Source organism: Taklimakanibacter lacteus, assembly GCA_003576695.1.
Taxonomy (GTDB): domain Bacteria; phylum Pseudomonadota; class Alphaproteobacteria; order Rhizobiales; family Aestuariivirgaceae; genus Taklimakanibacter; species Taklimakanibacter lacteus.
Genome location: QOZQ01000003.1, coordinates 137,429 through 156,516 on the forward strand (window position 1 = coordinate 137,429; position 19,088 = coordinate 156,516).

Consider the following 19,088-nt stretch of genomic DNA (forward strand, 5'->3'; position numbering starts at 1 on the left):
TGGAATGACCTTAGTGGCTCCGCCTGTCTTTCGCTAGGTCGATGCGCCTTCGCCGGCCACCGCCGGCGCTTTGATGGAGAAGACACATGACCAGATACAGAAATGCGCTGCCGCAGATGACGGGTGGTGTATTCCTGACCGATGGCGGACTGGAAACAACACTCGTCTTTCATGAGGGCATCGAATTGCCCTGCTTCGCCTCCTTCCCGCTGATCACCGATGAGTTGGGACGCCTGAAGCTGCGCAAATATTTCCGGCCCTATCTCGAGCTGGCGCGGCTCCGGAAGGTGGGCTTCATCCTGGATACGCCGACCTGGCGCGCGAGCTTCGACTGGGGAACAAAGCTCGGCTTCTCGCGCGACAAGCTCATCGAGGCCAATCGCCAGTCGGTCGAATTTCTAGGCGAGCTTCGCGAGGAATATGAAGGACAGGTTTCCCCGCTCATCATCAACGGCGTGATCGGGCCACGTGGTGATGGCTACAAGGTCGAAAGCCGGATGAGCACCGATGAGGCGCAGCGCTTTCACATGCTGCAGATGGACGTGTTCGCCGCCAGCGAAGCCGACATGGTCTCGGCGGTGACGATGAACTATGTCGATGAGGCGCTGGGCATCGTGCGCGCCGCGCAAGCGCGCAAGATGCCGGTGGTCGTCTCCTTCACCGTCGAAACCGACGGCAGGCTGCCTTCGGGCGAAGGCCTGCGTGAGGCCATCGAGACGGTCGATAGGGTCTCAGGAGCCTATCCGCTCTATTACATGGTCAACTGTGCCCATCCCGAGCACTTCGACGATGTGCTGAGCGGTGGCGCCTGGCTTGACCGCATCTGGGGATTGCGGGCCAATTCCTCGACCAAGAGCCATGCCGAGCTTGATGCAGCGACCGAGATCGACATCGGCGACCCTGAGGATCTCGGTGCGCGCTACAACGCCTTGCGCGCCAAGCTGCCCAATCTCGTGATCCTGGGCGGATGCTGCGGCACCGATCACCGTCACCTGACGGCGATTTCCGATGCCTGCATGGTCGCCTGAGACATCGAAAGGGGAGAGCGCGAGCCGCGCGCTCTCCCGACTCTCACAATGTCTTGCGGATCGGCTCCTGCGGGACCTTCGAGGTCGATTGCCGGATCCTGTCGTCGAACACCGAAACGACCTGCTCGGCCGACTTCACCACATCGAATTTGAGCTCGAGGCCTTCGCGGATGAACTTTTCCTGGCGCATGTGGCTGATGAGGGTGAGGAGCGGCGCCCAGTAGTCATCGATGTCGCAGATGATGATCGGCTTGGCATGACGGTCGAGCTGCGCCCAGGTCGAGATCTCGACCAGTTCTTCCAGCGTGCCGAGCCCGCCGGGCAAAGCGACGAAGCCGTCGGAGCGCTCGAACATCGTCATCTTGCGCTCATGCATGCTGGCGGTGACGATGAGCTCGTTCACATCCGTCAGCATGCGCTCCTTGCTGACGAGGAACTCCGGGATGATGCCGACGACATGGCCGCCGCCGGCGATGACCGAGCGCGCCACCTCGCCCATGAGGCCGAGGCTGCCGCCGCCATAGACGAGGCCGATGCCCTGATTGGCCATGTGGATGCCAAGGGCCCGCGCCGCCGCCATGTAGGCGGGATTCCGTCCCGGTCCCGATCCGCAATAAACACAAAGATGCCGCATGATTCTCCTATGGTCATTTGGTCGTACGATGGCCGCCCGTCAAGCTGACCCCGATACTGCATAGTCTTTGCAGATTCGATGACTATTCATTATTTACAGGCGGGAATATGGAACCGCGACAATGAAAAACCCGCTTGCAGTGTTTACTGGCGCCGCGCTGGCGACCTTGGCCGCCCTGGCCGGGCTCAATATGACGAGCTGGAAGCCTGTTCCCGCCCCGGACCAGAACGTGCCGGAAGCGGCGGCAACCCCCGCCCCGGAGACCAGCCAGGAAACCGCCAAGACGCCCGAAAAAGGGGCTGAAACCGCTGCCGTCCAGCCGACCGAGCCGCCCCAGGCGGAAACCCCTGAAACCAAGCCCGCCGAGCCGCCCAAGGTCGAAGCCGAGGTCAAGCCGAGCCTCGATACGGTGAGGGTGGAGAGCGACGGGCAGGCGGTCGTCGCCGGGCGCGCCGAGCCCGGTGCCGCGATCGCCTTGAAGCTGGGCGAGCAGGTGATCGGCAAGGGCATAGCCAATAGCGACGGGTCCTGGGTCGTGGTTCCCGACAATCCGCTGCCCAAGGGAGCCCATGAGATCACCGTCGAGCAGAAATCCGCCGATTCCGAGCCCGTGATGCTCGAGCAATCCATTGCCGTCGCCATACCGGAAAAGACCGGCCAGCAGGCCATGGTGGCCCTGACCGAGCCCGGCGCCGCGACGAAGGTGCTGCAGGCCGGTGACAGCCAGCAGCAGGCCTCTGCCGGGACCACGGAACCTGCCACCCCGGAGCAGCCGGCGGCCGCCGAAACCACCACACAGCCGGCCGTCACGTCACCTGAGACCCAGCAGACGGCCGCGGCCGAGCCGCCGGCCGGCGAGACCATCGCCAAGACGAAGGCGCCTGCCGGCGAGACGGTGGTCAAGACGGAAGAGCCGGCGACGGCGGAAAAGTCGGCCGAAACCACCGAGCCCACGGCCAAGCCCGCCAAGGTGGCGGAGAATGTACCGTTGCGCCTCGATGCGGTCGATTACAACGACAGGGGCGACATCATCTTTTCCGGCCGTGCGAAGCCCGGCACCGCCATCAGGCTCTATGTCGACAATGGCGATGTAGGCGATGCCATCGTGGACTCGGGCGGCAACTGGTCCTTTGCGGGCACCGACATCATCAAGCCCGGAACCCATACTTTGCGCGCCGACCAGATCGACCAGACCGGCAAGGTCATGGCCCGCATCGAATTGCCGTTCCAGCGCGAGGATGCAGCCGCTGTGGCGGCACTGAACACACCACCCGCGACGGAGGCGACCCAAGCCACGCCGCCGCAACCGGGTGAGGCCAAGCCTGTCGCCGAGGTCGAAAGCCAGGCGGCAAAGCCGGCGGAACCCCAGCAGCCCGAAACCCAGCAGCCCGAAACCCAGCAGCCTGAGACCCAGGCGGCCGAAAGCCAGCCGTCGCAGACCCGGCAGCCAGAGACCCAGGCGCAGTCGCAGCAGCCGGAAGCCCAGGCGCCGGCGGCGGAGACCCAGCCACAGACCGTTACAGAGGTCGCCAAGGCGGAACCCGAGGCTTCGGGCCCGGCACCCGACCAGCCGGTGAGCGCGGACAAGAAGGAAGAAGTCACGACGGCCGCCGCCGCCGCGGCCGAGCAGACGGCGAAGACCACCGACCCCGACCAGCCGCGCACCGGCAAGGTCGTCATCCAGCCGGGCAACAATCTGTGGAAGCTGTCGCGCGTCATCTATGGCCGCGGCAAGAGCTTCACCGTGATCTACCAGGCCAACAAGGATCAGATCCGCAACCCGAACCGCATCTATCCGGGGCAGATTTTCGCGATCCCCAATGCCAACCCGCCTGAGCAGATCGATCCCAAGCGCAAGGACCCGCTGACCAGCGCCGAGGGCGGCGCGCCGCAATGAAACGCGGACTGACGCCGCATCAGGCGGCGCTGCGCCGGGGTGACGGCAGCCATTGGCTGACGCTCAGGGACATCATGCCGCTGCTGTGGCCGGAAGGCCGCATGGACCTGAAGATTCGCGTGGTTCTGGCGATCATCGCCCTGGTGCTGGCCAAGATCGTCACCGTCCTCACCCCCTTTGCCTACAAATATGCCGTCGACGCGCTGACCCTCAGGAACGGCATGCCGGCGCTTGTCGTCGTCCCCGTCTTCATGGTGCTGGCCTATGGCCTGGGCCGGGTGATGATGGTCGCCTTTGCACAGTTGCGCGATGCGATCTTCGCCAAGGTCGGCCAGCGCGCGGTGCGCGAGCTCGCCATGCGCACTTTCCGCCATCTCCATGCGCTGTCGCTCAGGTTCCACCTCGAGCGGCGCACCGGCGGCCTGTCGCGCGTCATCTCGCGCGGCACCAACGGCATCGACACGATCCTGCGCTATTCGCTGTTCAACACGCTGCCGACGGCGCTCGAGCTCGCTTTCATTTGCGGCATCCTGGCGCGTTCCTATGGCTGGCTCTATGCGCTGGTGGTCGCCCTGACCGTTGCCGCCTATATCGCCTTCACTTATCTGGCCACCGAATGGCGTATCAATATCCGCCGTGTCGCCAACGATGCCGACACCGACGCCTCGACCAAGGCGATCGACTCGCTGCTCAATTTCGAGACGGTGAAGTATTTCGGCAATGAGGAGCATGAGGCGCGCCGCTACGATCTGTCGATGGCCCGCTATGAGAAGGCCTCGATCAAGACCTGGATATCGCTCGCCATATTGAATGCCGGCCAGGCCTTCATCTTCGCCGTGGGGCTTACCATCGCCATGCTGATGAGCGGCTATGCCGTCCATGCCGGGCAGATGACGCTCGGCGATTTCGTGATGATCAACGCCTTGATGATCCAGCTCTATATGCCGCTCAATTTCATCGGCTCGGTCTATCGTGAAATCAAGCAGGGGCTCATCGATGTCGAGGAGATGTTCTCGCTGCTCGAGGTCGAGGCCGACATCACCGATCGTCCGGGTGCGGTGCCCCTGCGCACCGGAAAAGGCGAGATCGTCTTCGACCGCGTGAATTTCGCCTATGACCCGGAGCGACCGATCCTGCGCGACCTGTCCTTCCGCGTGCCGAGCGGCCACACCGTGGCGATCGTCGGTCCCTCGGGCGCCGGCAAGTCGACCATCTCGCGGCTTCTGTTCCGCTTCTATGACGTGGGCTCGGGCCGCATTCTCATCGACGGACAGGATATAGCAGGCGTCACCCAGAAAACGCTGCGCGCCGCCATCGGCATGGTGCCGCAGGACACGGTGCTGTTCAACGACACGGTGCGCTACAATATCCGCTATGGCCGGCCCGATGCGAGCGATGCCGAGGTCGAGGACGCCGCCCGTCTCGCCCAGGTTCACGCCTTCGTCATGACGCTGCCAAAGACCTATGAGACGATGGTCGGCGAACGCGGCCTGAAGCTGTCGGGCGGCGAGAAGCAGCGTGTGTCGATTGCCCGCACCATCCTGAAATCGCCGCCGATCCTCATCCTGGACGAGGCGACCTCGGCGCTTGATTCCATGACCGAGCGCGAGATCCAGACCGCCTTGCGCCAGGTCTCGCGCAACCGCACGACGCTGGTCATCGCCCATCGCCTGACGACGGTGGTGGACGCGGACGAGATCATCGTGCTCGAGCACGGCGCGATCGCCGAGCGCGGGACGCATGCCGATCTCCTGAAGAAACGCGGCCTCTATGCCTCGATGTGGAATCGCCAGCGCGAGGCCGACGAGGCCCGCCGCCGTCTTGCCGATATCGAGCATGAGGAGGCCGAGGCCACGGACGACGAAGACGATGCCAGGCCCGGCATCGTCACCGGCGCCGTTAACTGACCGCTCCTGTATTTGGTGACAATCCTCGGCTAAACTGGTTTCGCTCAAACATGTCGCTCGTCAACACCATCACCTCGACACTTGTGCCCATCCATCGCGAGGGCTGGCGCTTCGTCGCCATCGCCGCTGTGGTCACACTGATACTTTACTGGCTCGACCTCGATATCCTGGCGCTGCTGGCGCTGGTGGTGACCTTGTGGTGCGCCTATTTCTTCCGTGATCCCGAGCGCGTCACGCCGCTGAAGGCAGGGCTCGTCATCTCGCCCGCCGACGGCCGCATCAGCGCCATCGAAACCGTGATCCCGCCGCCCGAGCTCGACTTGCCGCGTGAGCCGGTGACCCGCATCTCGGTATTCATGAATGTCTTCGACGTGCATATCAACCGCTCGCCCGTCGATGCGCGCATCGCCCATATCGCCTACGTGCCGGGCAAGTTCCTGAGCGCCGATCTCGACAAGGCGAGCGCCGACAATGAGCGCCAGGCGCTTACCCTTGAGCTCGATGACGGCCGCCGGCTGGGCGTCGTGCAGATCGCGGGCCTCGTGGCGCGCCGGATCGTGAAATTCGTGAATGATGGCGATGTGCTGAAGGCCGGCGAGCGTTTCGGCCTCATCCGCTTCGGCAGCCGCGTCGATGTCTATCTGCCGCAAGGCGTGGGCGCTCTTGTCATTGTCGGTCAGCGATCGGTGGCCGGCGAGACCGTGTTTGCCGATCTCGCTTCCACCGAGAGCGAGCGCACCGGCAGGCGCAATTAGGGAGACAAAAGGTGACGAATTTCCCAGGGCTCGAGGACGAAAATATCGACAGGAGCCGGCGCGAGCAGCGGCTGCGCCGCTTCAAGCAGGTGCCGATCCGCATATTGGTGCCCAATCTCATCACGCTGCTGGCCTTGTGCAGCGGTGTCACCGCCATCCGCCTCGGCATGGAGGGGCGTTATGAGCTGGCTGTTGGCGCGGTGATCCTCGCCATCGTGCTCGATGCGATCGACGGCCGCCTGGCGCGTTTCCTGAAAGGAACCTCGCGTTTCGGGGCCGAGCTCGATTCGCTTGCCGATTTCGTCAATTTCGGCGTCGCGCCGGCCATTCTCATCTATCTGTGGTCGCTCAATTCGCTGAAGAGCCTGGGCTGGCTCGTGGCTCTGTGCCTGGCGATCTGCTGCGCCCTGCGGCTCGCACGCTTCAACGTGGCGATCGATGATCCCGACAAGCCCGCCTGGATGATGAACTTCTTCACCGGCGCGCCGGCGCCGGCGGGCGCCGGCCTTGCCATGGCGCCCATGTATCTGGGCTTCCTCGGCCTTGTTCCCGATGGCCATGAGGTGGCCTGGCTGGTGCTGCCCTATATCGCCGCCGTGGCGCTGCTGATGGTGAGCCGGGTGCCGACCTTCTCGGCCAAGACGCTCGGCTCGCGCATCAGTCGTGACCTCGTGCTGCCGCTTTTGGGCGTCGCCGCTTTGGCGATCGTCAGCCTGATCGCCTTCACCTGGGAAATGCTGACTGCGATGTCGCTCCTTTATATAGCACTTCTGCCGGTCGGCATCCGCTCCTATCGCCGCCACAAGGCGGAGTATGAGAAGCGCCAGACGGAAGCACCCGACGAACAGGTGCCTGCTTCATGACGAGGGCTCTTTCGGCTTGGCCAGCAAAAGCGCAGCGCCGCTGAAAGCAGCATGTTGCGACGTTGCACCAGCGCAATATTCGCGTCGGGACGACCATCGGCGATCATTGGCTGTTCGAGCGATGTCGTCAACGGTCGATGCCGGCAGGAATCGGCAGCATGGGGATGCGAGTCCATACCCTCACACTAGCCTGGGGAGGCGGATCGCACATCAGTGATCAATCGGGCGCAGGATCATCAATTTCGGGAGCGCCCTCCGCGAGAGGCTTCATCGTTCTGAGCAAGGCAAGAAGCCCCTGTTTCCGCACCGGCTCGAGTACAAGTCGATCGCCATCCCGGTGAATAATTGCCTCATCGCCTGGCAACTCAAATTCCTCGGGAATGCCGACCGCCTGACTGCGGCCATTTCGGAACAACCTCACGCGCTTCTGCTCTGACATCGCTATCTCCGGCATGTGCCCTATTTGCGCGTCTCGAAGGCCACCCGGCGCGCCAGCCAGGAGCCGACGGTGACGCCCGATATCTTGCCCGCCGCATCACGGTGGAAATGCACCGTCCAGTCGCCGGGCGCGGGCGCATCCATCGAACGCCGGCAGGGCAGGCGCCAGATGTCGCCGGCGATCGGATAGAGCGGCTGCATCGCGCCCTTGCCGAGAAAGCCCTCGAAGGAGGCATAGGTCGCGTTCCCCGTTGCCGTCACCTGGAACAGCGAGTCGAGCTCGCCGCATTGGAAGCTGCCGGTAACGTCAGCGGGCGAGGGGCCCGAGAGGCGCGTCAGTTCGGCATCGAGATTGTCGACCGGACGGAGCATTCGGATGGTATCGCCGTCGCGCCGCAAGGTCATGGAGGGCGACGCCGCTTCATTTTCGCTTTTGAGGGCCAGCATCTCGGCATCCGTCGTGAAGCGTGCCGACAACTGCCCCTTCGTTCCGTTGGCCGGCGCGATATCGAGCACGAGACCGCTCCTGGGCTCATGCCAGGCGCCGGTCCATTGGGGATCATAGGCGGTTTCAGGCCTGGGTGGCGTCGCCTGGCCAAGCGCTGCGCGCAGCACGGCAAAGGCCGCCTCGCGCGCGCTCGATTCATGATTGAAAAGGACGACCACCGAAAGGCGTTCCTGCGCGACATGCAGGCGCTGGCTGCGCCAGCCGCGCAACGCCCCGCCATGACCGGTCACGACAATGCCCTGGCTCTCCATATGGGCGAGACCAAAGCCGTAGCTCGCCGGACGGCCATCGGCGAAATGCGGCCGCACCGACAGGCGACGATAGAGGCTGCTTTCATCACCATAGGTCGCATCGATGAAACGCTCCCAGGCGATCATGTCGTCAAGGGTCGCGACCATGCCCGCATCGCCGGTCCAGTGAATATGATTGACGGCGGGAATGAAGCCGAAGGCGTCATCGCCTTCATAGCCGACGGCGCCTCCGGGCAGGTTGCCGGTCTCGGGATTGAGCCGCGCCGTCGCCATTCCGGCGGGCGTCAGGATCCTCGCTTTCAGCATCTCGTCGAAAGGCTTTCCAAGATGGTCTTCGAGGACGTCGGACAGCAGCCGGAAATTGCCGTTCGAATAGGAATACTGCGTGCCGGGTGGAAAATGCAGCGTCCGGGTGCGCCCCATCAGGCTCGTCGCATCGGCCGGGCGGAAGGCGCCCTCGGGCGCGGCGCCGCACAGTACGGTGAGCGCCCAGTAGTCGCGCAGGCCCGACTGGTTGTGGCAGAGATGGAGGACGCGGGGCGCCGGCTCTGCGAGCGCCGGTAGCCTGGCCTTGAGGGCCGCATCGAGCCGCGCCGGATCGCCAAGCTGGTCGAGCAGCAGGGCGCAGGTGAATTGCTTGCTGATGGAGCAGATCGGAAACAGCGTCGCGGGCGTGAAGGGCCGATAGCGTGCCAGGTCGGCATAACCCCAGGCTTCGCGCGCGATGACAGCGCCATCCTTGATGACGGCGACGGCACCGCCCGGTCCCTTGAAGCGCAGAGGGAGTTCTGCAATGGCGCGGGTGATTTCAGACATGTAGTTCCTTCTAGCGCATCCCGGCGAAGTGGAATCACTTCGCCGAAAAGGATTCGCGCCAAATCAATATTGGAGCAAATCCTTATCGCCAAAGTCTTCAACTTTGGCGGGATTTGCTCTGGGAGACGGTTTCACAGGACCTGGTCGAGATCGGCGCAGATATCTTCCGCATCCTCGAGCCCGACCGAGAAGCGGAACACGCCGTCGCCGGCGAAATCGCGGTAGCGTTTCAGAAGCTCGCCCTCATGGCGGAAGGTCGAGCGCATCAGGTCGGCCGTCGGAATCCAGTAGATCAGGCTGCGGTGGTGGCCGAGCGATACGGCGTAGTGCACGACGTCGAGCTTCTCGACCATCCGCCTCGCCACAGCGAGACCATCCGCGACCTGGAAGGTCAGCATGCCGGAGAAATTTCTCATCTGGCGGCGCGCCAGATCATGCTGCGGATGGGAGGCGAGCCCTGGATAGAACACCCGCTTTACATATTTGTGGCCTTCGAGGAACCGCGCCACCGCCAGCGCCGTCTCCTCATGGGCGCGCATGCGGATCGGCAAGGTGGCGGCCCCGCGCAGGATCAGCCAGGCATTGAAGGGCGAGAGCACGCCGCCGAAATGCACGGTCGCCTCGAGATTGAGGGCATCGAGGTCGCTCTTGCGGCCGAGGACGGCGCCGCCCATCGCATCGCCATGGCCGCCGATATATTTGGTGAGCGAATGGATGACGAAATCGGCGCCGAGCTCGAGCGGGCGGGTGGCGATGGGCGAGGCGAAGGTCGAATCGACCGCCACATCGCGCACGTTCCGGGCGCGCGCGAGCGCGCTCAGGGCGCCGATATCGGCGAGCCGCATGATCGGGTTGGCGGGCGTCTCGACCCACAGCATGCGGGTGCGGGGCGTGATGGCTTGAGCCACCAAGTCGAGATCGGACATGTCGACCGGCGTGACCTCGATGCCGAAGCGGGGCAGGCTGTCGCGCACCAGCTCGGCCGTGCCGACATAATTCGTGTCCGAGATGACGAGATGGTCGCCCTGGCTGAGGCGGCCGAGCATGAGGGCGCTGGAGGCCGCCATGCCGGAAGCATAGCACTGGCAGGATTCGGCCCCTTCCAGGGCGGCGAGCTTGTCTTCGAGCTGCTTGACGGTCGGGTTGGAGAGTCTCGCATAGACGAAGCCCTCATAGCCATCGCGGTTGCGGGCCGAGAAGCCTGTCGCCTCGGTGGGGGCGAAAGTGGCGGACATTACGAGATTGGGCGAGGAGGCCCGGGTCACCGGATCGATGCCCTCCCCGGCATGGATGGCGGTCGTCCTGACGCCCCGCTGCCGATTGGTAATGTTCATGGAATTGCCCTCAATTTGCACAAGCTGTAACAGGACGGGACCGGGGCAGTCTTTTTAATCCCATTCCTGTTGATTTCAATCCGACTGGAAAGGCTTTATGTCAGGCTGATGGGGATTCGCCGATCTTGCCCGCCGAGGCGCAGCACTACATGACCTGGGAAGACCGCTACGCGCCGCCGCCCGAAAGGCAGAAGCGGCGGATGAGGCCGAATGTCTTTGCCAGGATGGCGCGCTTCGCCTTCCGTCATCCGCTGACCGTCATCGGCCTGTGGATCGCGCTGGCGATACCGGCTCTCGTCTTCACCATCATCGCCATGAAGGTGCAGCTGCAGGATGGCGTCCTGGTGCGTGTTGATTCGGCGCTGGCCGATGAGCAGGCCCGGCTCAATGCCGAATTTTCCGAGCCGAGCGAGAGCATCGTCGCCGTTATCGACAGCCGGGATCCGCAGATCGCGCGCGCCGGCGCCGAGCGCATGGCGGCCCGCATGTCCGAGCAGGCGACGGTGTTCCGCAACGTGTTCGCGCCGGGAACAGGGCGGTTTTTCGACGACAATGGCGTTCTTTATCTGAGCGACGAGGAGGTCGCCGCCATGGTGGGCCGGATCGAGCGCTCCGCGCCCTTGTTCCAGGCACTGTCCGTCTCGCCCAATATGACCGGTCTTGCCGTGCTGGCCGACCAGGTGGCGAAAGTCGCGGCGGAAGGCCGTTCGCCCGAAGTGGTGACCGGCCTGTTCCTCGATGCCGCCAGAAGCGTGCAGGCGCAGATCGCCGGCAAGCGGCGCGATCTCGACTGGCTGTCGCTCATCGAGCACGGCGTCTCGATCGAAAGCCCGCGCTGGTATGTGCTCGCTTTTCCGCTCGCCGACGCCGATGCCGATCCGACGCGCCATGCGGTGGAAGAAGCGCGCCGCCTGGCGGATCTGGTCGCCAACGAGTTCGACGGCCGCGTCGCGATCGCGCTCACCGGGCGGCCGGTCCTGCGCGCCATGGCGCCGCCCCTGAATATCCGCGCCCTGCTGCTGCCCGCCTTGCTGTCGAGCGTCGTGCTCCTGGTCATCCTGGGCTTCGGCCTGTCGCGCTTCGCCACGGTGATGATCGTCCTGTTCACGGCGGCGATCACCTTCATCCTCACGACCGCGCTGTCGCTCGGCGCGATCGGCTCCTTCGACCGCGTGAGCCTGACTTACCCTGTGCTTTTCTCGGGGCTCTTGAGCCTGACCGCCATCGGCCTGATCCTGCGCGCGGAGGAGGCGGAGTATTCGGGAGTTTCCCGGCTCGCCTCGGTGATGCTGCCGGCGCAATTGCTCGGCCTGCCGCTGCTGGTCTGGCTCATTGGCCTGTCGGCGACCGGCCTCGCCCTCGCCGGTGGCCAGTTCCTGTCCTTGCAGAGGCTCGCCGTCATCATCGCCATCATGAGCGCGGTCATCTTCATGGCCGCCACGACGTTGCTGCCCGCCTTGCTGGCGCTGCTGCGGCCGCGATCGTTCGATCCCGACGACGATGCGGGGGAAGGGGATCAGGGGCACTGGCTTGACACCGTCATGGCGCGGCCCGCCGGCTATTCCTGGTGGTCGCTGCGCCGCGGCCTGGCGGCGACCCTCATCGCGGCCGCCGTGCTCTGCGCCTTGCTGGTGCCGGCGGCCCATTTCGAGAGTCCTTCGGGGGTGACGCAGACCGGCACGTCGGCGCCTGAGCGTCTGTTCCGCGAGCTTTCGGCGCGCGAGCCTTCGCTCCTGGCATCGGGCCAGATCCTGGCGGAGCCCGGCGATCCGGCGCGCCTGCTGGTGCGCCGCCTGGCGGCCCTTCCGGAGGTCGAGGGCGTGCGCTGGGTGGAGGCGTTCCTGCCCTCGGGCGAGGCCGACAAGCGGGCCATATTGGCGAAGCTGCAAGGGGTGTTCCCGCGCAACACCGCCGCGGTCGAGGATTTGCCGGATGACCTCCTGCGCGCCGAATTCGCGAAGCTTGCGGATGGCCTGCAACGCATCGCCGCGGAGCCGCAGGTGACGCCGGAACTCGCCAAGGCCGCCAACGAGCTGCGCCGCAGCCTGCTGCTCCTCGAGGCCAACGGCGCCGCTCCGCCGGCCGTCCTGCGCCAGATCGAGCGGACATTCTTTGTCAGATTGCAGCTGCTGCTCGATCGCATCGACCGCTTGTCGCGTCTCGATCCGCTGACCGCCGAACGGCTGGATCCGGCGATCTATCGCCAATATGTTTCCCGCAGCGGCCTGTGGCGCATCGAGGTGCAGCCGCGCCATCCCGACAATATCGAACCTTTCGCCGCCGCCTTGCGCCGGGTGGCGCCGCAGGCCGCCGGCGCCGCGCTGACCGAAGCCGACCGGCTGGCGGTGATGCGGGCCGCCATGCCGGCCTATCTGGCCGGCTGGCTCCTGGTCGCGCTGGCCATGCCGCTCATCCTCTATCGCAGCCTGCGCCGCACCTTGCGTATCCTCTTGCCGGCAGCGACCGCCTCGCTCCTGGGCTTCGGCATCACGGGCGTGATGGGGATGCATCTCTATCCCGAGAGCATTGCGGTCTTCATCCTGCTCCTGGGCTTCACGCTCGGCGCGGCGATCCTGGCCGAGAACTGGTATGGCGCCAAGCCCGAAGGCGAGACGCCGGCAGCCTCGGCGCGCCCGCGTGCTTTGCTGCTCGCCGCGCTTCTGGTGATCGCCGCTTTCGCGCCGCTCGTTCTCTCGCCGCTGCGCGCCGTGCAGCAATTCGGCGACCTGCTCCTGATCGCCATAGGCCTGAGCCTGCTGGCGCTGTTCATCCTCCTGCCGCAGCTCAGGGCCTGGACGGCGCCGAGGCGCCGGCGGCGGCAGGCAGAGGAAGAGGAGCAAGAGGAAGCGGATTAGGCCAGGGTCTTCAGGTCGAGCCGGTGCGCCGGGTCGTCCAGCGCGCCCATGACCTCGGCGACGATTGCCTTTTCGTTGAGGCCGGCATCCTCATACTGCTCCCTGGGCGTTCCATGCGCGACGAAACGGTCCGGCAAATGCATGGTCTTGATGCGGCAGAAGCTGCCCAGCAGATTGGCGCGCGCCAGATAATGCAGCACCTGGGTGCCGAAGCCGCCAATGGCGCCTTCCTCGACGGTCACCAGCACCTCATGGCCCTGCACGAGTCGGCGGACGAGATCCTCGTCCAACGGCTTGGCGAAGCGCGCATCGGCAACCGTCGTCGGGAGTCCGAGGCTCTTGAGCTGCTCGGCCGCCTTGAGGCATTCCTGCAAACGGGCGCCGAAGGAGAGAAGCGCCACTCGTGATCCTTCGCGCAGGATGCGGCCGCGGCCGATCTCGAGCGCAATACCCCGCTCGGGGAGGTCGATGCCGACGCCTTCGCCGCGCGGATAGCGGAAGGCCGACGGCCGGTCGTCGATCTGGGCGGCGGTCGCCACCATATGGACGAGCTCAGCTTCATCGGCCGCCGCCATGACGACAAAGTCGGGCAGGCAGGCGAGATAGCCGGTGTCGAAGCTGCCGGCATGGGTCGGGCCATCCTGGCCGACGAGCCCGGCGCGATCGATGGCGAAGCGAACTGGCAGTCTCTGCAGCGCCACGTCATGCACGATCTGGTCATAGGCGCGCTGCAGGAAGGTCGAATAGATGGCACAGAAGGGCTTGAAGCCTTCGACCGCGAGGCCGGCGGCAAAGGTCACGGCATGCTGCTCGGCGATGCCGACATCGAACATCCGCTTGGGGAATCGGCCGGCGAACTTGTCGAGCCCGGTTCCCGACGGCATGGCGGCCGTGATGCCGACGATCTTGTCGTCCTTCTCGGCCTCGGCGATCAGGGCCTTGGCGAAGATCGACGTGTAGCTCGGCGCGTTGGACGCGCTCGCAGCCATTTCGAGCGTCTCGGGGTCGAATTTGGAGACGGCATGGTATTTCTCGCGGTCGGGCCTGGCAAAGGGGTGGCCCTTGCCCTTCTCCGTCACCACATGGACGAGGACCGGGCCCAGCTGCTTCGCGTCGCGCACATTCTGCAGGATTGGAACCAGCGTATCGATATCGTGTCCGTCGATCGGGCCGACATAATAGAAGCCGAGTTCCTCGAACAGGGTGCCGCCGGTCAGCATGCCGCGCGCATATTCGTCCGCCCGCTCCGCCGCGGTGCGCAAGGTGCGCGGGAATTTGAGGGCGAGCTGCTTTGCGATGTCGCGCAATGACAGGAAAGGGCGGGAGGAAACGAGCCAGGACAGATAATTGGTGAGTGCCCCGACCGCGGGCGCGATCGACATGCCGTTGTCGTTGAGAACGACGATGAGGCGGGTGTCGAGCGCACCGGCGTTGTTCATGGCCTCATAGGCCATGCCGGCGCTCATGGCGCCGTCGCCGATGACGCAGACCACATTGTTGGTCTCTTGCTTGAGATCGCGCGCCACGGCCATGCCGAGACCGGCGGAGATCGAGGTCGAGCTGTGCGCCGCGCCGAAAGGATCATAAGCGCTTTCCGAGCGCTTGGTGAAGCCATAGATCCCGTCACGCTGGCGGATCTGGCGGATCTGCCCACGCCGGCCGGTCAGGATCTTGTGCGGATAGCACTGGTGGCTGACGTCCCAGATCAGCCGGTCGGCGGGTGTTTCGAACACGTAATGGAGGGCAACTGTCAGCTCCACGACACCGAGGCCGGCCCCGAAATGGCCGCCGGTCTTGGCCGCCGCCGCGATGGTTTCGGCCCTGAGCTCGTCGGCGACCTGACGCAGCTGCCGGGGGCTGAGCCGGCGCAGGCCCGCCGGATCGTTAACGGTATCGAGCAGGGGTGTCTGATCGCTTCTGGTCATCCGCCGATTACATAGGCGGAGGCCCCAAAGGGCGCAATTCCCTTGTTTGACGCGGGGATATTGCACTTTTGACGAAGCGTACTTGCCATGGGACAAATCTAAAGGCGATGGTATAGTGCGCCGGTCTAGACCGACGGCTCGTGGCAATTCTGCCCTTAACGGAGCCGTCAACACGGGAGGAACTATATGAAAAAAAGTCTTCGTTCATTGCTTCTCGCCACGGCGCTCGTGACGGTAAGCTATTCGGCGGCCTTCGCCGAAATGATCTATAACCGAGGAAATTCGGCTGACCCGGAAAGCCTCGATCCGCACAAGACCTCGACTGTCTATGAAGCGCATATCCTGCGCGACCTGTTCTCCGGCCTCGTGATGCAGGACGCCAAGGCCGACGTCATTCCCGGCGCCGCCGAGAGCTGGAAGATGTCCGATGACGGCACCGTCTATACGTTCAGCCTGCGCAAGGGGGCGACTTGGTCGAACGGCGATCCCGTCACGGCCGATGATTTCGTCTACTCCTTCCGCCGCCTGGAAGACCCGGCGACCGCCGCCGAATATGCCTCCATGCTCTATGTTGTGAAGAACGCACAGGAGATCAATGAAGGCAAGGCGAAGCTTGAGGAGCTCGGGGTCAAGGCGGTGGACGCCAATACGCTGGAGATCACGCTCAAGTCGCCGACGCCCTATTTCCTCGAAATGCTGACGCATCAGGCCAACTATCCGGTGCACAAGGCCTCGATCGAGAAACTCGGCGCCGACTGGATCAAGCCGGGCAATCTCGTATCGAACGGCGCCTATACGCTGGCCGAATTCGTGCCGAATGACCATATCAAGCTGGTCAAGAATCCCAAGTACTACGAAGCCGACCAGGTGAAGGTCGACGTCGTCAATTATTTCCCGACCGAAGACCGCTCGACCGCCATCAAGCGCTTCGAAGCGGGTGAGCTCGACTCGAATGACGATATGCCGCTCGAGCAGCTTGCCGATCTCAAGGCCAAGTTCGGCGATCAGGTCCGTATCGGCCCCTATCTCGGCACTTATTACTATGCCGTGAAGCTCGACAAGGAGCCGTGGTCCAATCCGAAGCTGCGCCGCGCCATCTCCATGGCGATCGACCGCGATTTCCTCGCCGAGAAGGTGTGGGGCAACAGCATGCTACCCGGCTATTCCATGGTGCCTCCGGGCATCGCGGGCTATGAGCCGGCGATCGCCGACTATGCCGAGATGTCTCAGATCGACCGCGAGGATGAAGCCAAGAAAATCCTCACCGAGCTGGGCTATGGACCCGACAAGCCGCTCAAGCTGGAGATCCGCTACAACACGTCTGAGAACCACAAGAACACGGCGGTCGCCATCCAGGAGCAGCTGAAGCCGCTCGGCGTCGAGGTGACGATGGTCAACACCGACACCAAGACGCATTACGGCCATCTCGAGCAGAAGGGCGATTTCGACTATGCCCGTGCCGGCTGGATCGCCGACTACAAGGATCCGGAAACCTTCCTCGGCATCTCGCGCAAGGCCTCCGGCAACAACTATTCGGACTTCAACAACCCGAAATATGAAGAGCTGATGGACAAGGCGGCCGCCGCCGGCGGCGACCCGGCCGAGCGCTCGAAGATCCTCTCGGAAGCCGAGCGGGTGCTGGTCGACGATCTCGGCAACATGCCGCTGCTCTATTACAGCTACCACAATCTCGTTTCCCCGAAGCTTAAGGGCTACGAGGACAACGTCATGGACGTGCATCCGACGCGCTTTATCAGCAAGGAATAATCGGGGTGAAGCAGCCGCCGTTTCTCATCGGGAACGGCGGCTGCGCCTTGCCAGGATAGGGGGGCGCGCATGCTGCGCTATGTCTTCCGGCGGTTGTTGACTGCCATTCCGACGCTCTTCGTGATCGTCACGATCTCGTTTTTCCTGATCCGCGTCGCACCGGGTGGCCCGTTCAACCAGGAGAAGGGGCTCAATCCGGTCATCAAGGCCAATCTGGATCGCCAGTTCGGTCTCGATGAGCCCTTGTGGATGCAGTATCTGAACTATCTGAACAATCTTCTGCACGGTGACTTCGGCCCGAGCTACAACCTGCCCGATTTCACCGTGAAGGAATTGTTCGAGGTGGGGTTGCCGGTGTCGATACAGATCGGCGCCTCGGCACTGATTCTGGCGCTCGTCATCGGCAGTGCGCTCGGCATCATCGCGGCACTCCGGCAGAACAAGGGGGCCGACTATGCCGTGATCGCCACCGCGACGGCGGGCAGCACGGTGCCGACCTTCGTGATCGCGCCGGTCTATCAGCTCATCTTCGCCACCACTTTGGCCCTCGTGCCGGTGGCGGGCTGGGCCGGCGGCGCTTTCGCCAACAAGATCGGACCCATCGTCACGCTGGCCTTGCCGCAGATCGCCATCGTCGCCCGCCTGATGCGCGGCTCGATGATCGAGGCGCTACGCTCGCACCATATCCGCACCGCCCGCGCGCTCGGGCTTTCCGACTGGAGCATCATCATCAAGCACGCTTTGCGGGGAGCCTTGCTGCCCATTGTCTCCTATTCGGGACCCGCGGCGGCGGCCTTGCTCACCGGCTCGATCATCGTCGAATCGATCTTCGCGATACCGGGCGTCGGGCGCTATTTCGTCGAGGCGGCGCTCAACCGCGATTATACTCTGGTGATGGGCACTGTGGTGGTGATCGCGATCTTCACCATCGTCTTCAACCTCATCGTCGACATCCTCTATGCTGTGGTCGATCCGAGGGTGCGCTATGACTGACATCACCGCGTCCCATGCGCCGGTTGTCGGGCGCTCCTTGTGGGCCGACGCGCTGGCGAGGCTCAAGGCCAACAAGGCGGCGATGTTCAGCCTGATCTATCTGGCCCTGATGGCGATCGTCTGTGTTTTCGGGCCCTATCTCCTGCCGCATCCCTATACGACGATCTATCAGGACTATGTGCGTACCCCGCCGAGCCTCTCTGCCTATCCTCGTCCCGACATGATCGAGACGGCGCTGCAGGACGTGGTGCGCCGCATGCGGGCCGATCTCGAAGAGTGGCACGAGCAGGACGAGCGGGTCTTCGTGACGGTCTCATCCGCCAAGGCCATCGATGATCGCGTCGTGCGTTATCTCGACCGGTCCAACACCTTCAACGACGCACGCGTCGAGAGCAAGTCGCCGGACGGCCTGAAACTGACCATGAGCGCCTCGATCAAGAAGGAATATTTCCTCTTCGGCACCGACAATACCGGCCGCGACCTCCTGGCGCGGACTCTCATGGGCGGGCGCATCTCGCTCGCCATCGGCCTGCTCGCCGGCTTCGTAGCCGTCGTCATCGGCGTCCTCTATGGCGCCACCGCCGGCTTCGCCGGCGGCAAGACCGACGAGATCATGATGCGCGTCGTCGATATTCTCTACTCGCTGCCCTTCATCTTCTTCGTCATCATGCTTGTGGTGTTCTTCGGCCGTAATTTCGTGCTGATGTTCCTGGCCGTCGGCGCCGTCCTGTGGCTCGACATGGCGCGCATCGTGCGCGGCCAGGCCTTGTCGATAAGGCGCCAGGAATATGTCCAGGCGGCGGAAGCCTTGGGGGTGGGATCGTGGGGCATATTGCTGCGCCATATCGTTCCCAACCTGCTGGGGCCTGTCGTCATCTACATGACCTTGCTGGTGCCGCAGGTGATCATTCTCGAAAGCTTTCTCTCCTTCCTGGGACTGGGCGTCCAGGAGCCGATGACCAGCTGGGGCGTGCTCATCTCGCAAGGGGCCAAGAATATCGGCTCGGCCAACTGGCTCCTGCTGTTCCCGGCCTTCTTCCTCGTCTCCACCCTGTTCGCGCTGAACTTCGTCGGCGACGGCCTGCGCGATGCGCTCGACCCCAAGGACCGGTGACGC

General features: G+C 64.2%; 14 protein-coding genes. 9 read left to right on the forward strand and 5 right to left on the reverse strand.

Annotated elements, in window-relative coordinates; all coding sequences use genetic code 11:
- Positions 1-86: 86 nt before the first annotated feature.
- A complete protein-coding gene (locus tag DT068_RS06315) occupies positions 87-1,028 on the forward strand; it encodes a homocysteine S-methyltransferase family protein (RefSeq protein ID WP_119388960.1) in 942 nt (313 codons plus the stop codon).
- A 43-nt stretch (positions 1,029-1,071) separates the two neighbouring features.
- Here the strand turns inward: DT068_RS06315 and DT068_RS06320 are convergent, their stop codons facing one another.
- Positions 1,072-1,662 (reverse strand): LOG family protein, encoded by a 591-nt coding sequence (locus DT068_RS06320; protein WP_119388961.1) that lies wholly within the window; start codon positions 1,660-1,662, stop codon positions 1,072-1,074.
- Positions 1,663-1,783: 121 nt separating this feature from the next.
- Here DT068_RS06320 and DT068_RS27925 point away from each other — a divergent pair, with 121 nt between their 5' ends.
- From DT068_RS27925 to DT068_RS06340, 4 genes are read left to right on the forward strand one after another with little or no spacing between them, the layout of a single operon-like run.
- On the forward strand, positions 1,784-3,559 hold the full coding sequence (locus DT068_RS27925) for a LysM peptidoglycan-binding domain-containing protein (protein WP_162914035.1): 1,776 nt from the start codon (positions 1,784-1,786) through the stop codon (positions 3,557-3,559).
- Positions 3,556-5,466, forward strand: a complete 1,911-nt coding sequence (locus tag DT068_RS06330) for an ABCB family ABC transporter ATP-binding protein/permease (RefSeq protein ID WP_119388962.1) — start codon at positions 3,556-3,558, stop codon at positions 5,464-5,466. The genes DT068_RS27925 and DT068_RS06330 overlap by 4 nt, the downstream gene beginning before the upstream one ends.
- Before the next feature lie 50 nt (positions 5,467-5,516).
- Positions 5,517-6,221 (forward strand): phosphatidylserine decarboxylase, encoded by a 705-nt coding sequence (locus DT068_RS06335; RefSeq protein ID WP_119388963.1) that lies wholly within the window; start codon positions 5,517-5,519, stop codon positions 6,219-6,221.
- A gap of 11 nt (positions 6,222-6,232) precedes the next feature.
- Positions 6,233-7,084: a CDP-alcohol phosphatidyltransferase family protein gene (locus DT068_RS06340; protein ID WP_368904478.1), complete on the forward strand. Its 852-nt coding sequence runs from the start codon at positions 6,233-6,235 to the stop codon at positions 7,082-7,084.
- A gap of 217 nt (positions 7,085-7,301) precedes the next feature.
- Here DT068_RS06340 and DT068_RS06345 read toward each other — a convergent pair whose 3' ends face one another.
- The 3 genes from DT068_RS06345 to DT068_RS06355 all read right to left on the reverse strand — a co-directional run bounded on the left by DT068_RS06345 (position 7,302) and on the right by DT068_RS06355 (position 10,431).
- Positions 7,302-7,523 (reverse strand): antitoxin, encoded by a 222-nt coding sequence (locus tag DT068_RS06345; protein ID WP_119389289.1) that lies wholly within the window; start codon positions 7,521-7,523, stop codon positions 7,302-7,304.
- 20 nt (positions 7,524-7,543) lie between these two features.
- Positions 7,544-9,097 (reverse strand): D-aminopeptidase, encoded by a 1,554-nt coding sequence (locus DT068_RS06350; RefSeq protein WP_119388964.1) that lies wholly within the window; start codon positions 9,095-9,097, stop codon positions 7,544-7,546.
- A 131-nt stretch (positions 9,098-9,228) separates the two neighbouring features.
- Positions 9,229-10,431 (reverse strand): trans-sulfuration enzyme family protein, encoded by a 1,203-nt coding sequence (locus tag DT068_RS06355; RefSeq protein ID WP_119388965.1) that lies wholly within the window; start codon positions 10,429-10,431, stop codon positions 9,229-9,231.
- Between the two features lie 125 nt (positions 10,432-10,556).
- Here DT068_RS06355 and DT068_RS06360 point away from each other — a divergent pair, with 125 nt between their 5' ends.
- Complete coding sequence (locus DT068_RS06360; protein WP_119388966.1) at positions 10,557-13,286, forward strand: hypothetical protein; 2,730 nt, start codon at positions 10,557-10,559, stop codon at positions 13,284-13,286.
- On the opposite strand, the gene dxs is transcribed toward DT068_RS06360, so the two are convergent.
- On the reverse strand, positions 13,283-15,211 hold the full coding sequence (dxs, locus tag DT068_RS06365; RefSeq protein ID WP_119388967.1) for a 1-deoxy-D-xylulose-5-phosphate synthase: 1,929 nt from the start codon (positions 15,209-15,211) through the stop codon (positions 13,283-13,285). The two genes, DT068_RS06360 and dxs, sit on opposite strands and share 4 nt — an antisense overlap.
- A 186-nt stretch (positions 15,212-15,397) precedes the next feature.
- On the opposite strand from dxs, the gene DT068_RS06370 reads away from it, so the two are divergent.
- From DT068_RS06370 to DT068_RS06380, 3 genes are all read left to right on the forward strand, one after another.
- Positions 15,398-16,978, forward strand: coding sequence for a peptide ABC transporter substrate-binding protein (locus tag DT068_RS06370; protein WP_119388968.1), 1,581 nt, complete (start codon positions 15,398-15,400; stop codon positions 16,976-16,978).
- Between the two features lie 69 nt (positions 16,979-17,047).
- A complete protein-coding gene (locus DT068_RS06375; protein WP_119388969.1) occupies positions 17,048-17,971 on the forward strand; it encodes an ABC transporter permease subunit in 924 nt (307 codons plus the stop codon).
- Complete coding sequence (locus DT068_RS06380) at positions 17,964-19,085, forward strand: ABC transporter permease (RefSeq protein ID WP_119388970.1); 1,122 nt, start codon at positions 17,964-17,966, stop codon at positions 19,083-19,085. Before DT068_RS06375 ends, DT068_RS06380 begins: the two co-directional genes overlap by 8 nt.
- The last annotated feature ends 3 nt before the right edge of the window (positions 19,086-19,088 follow it).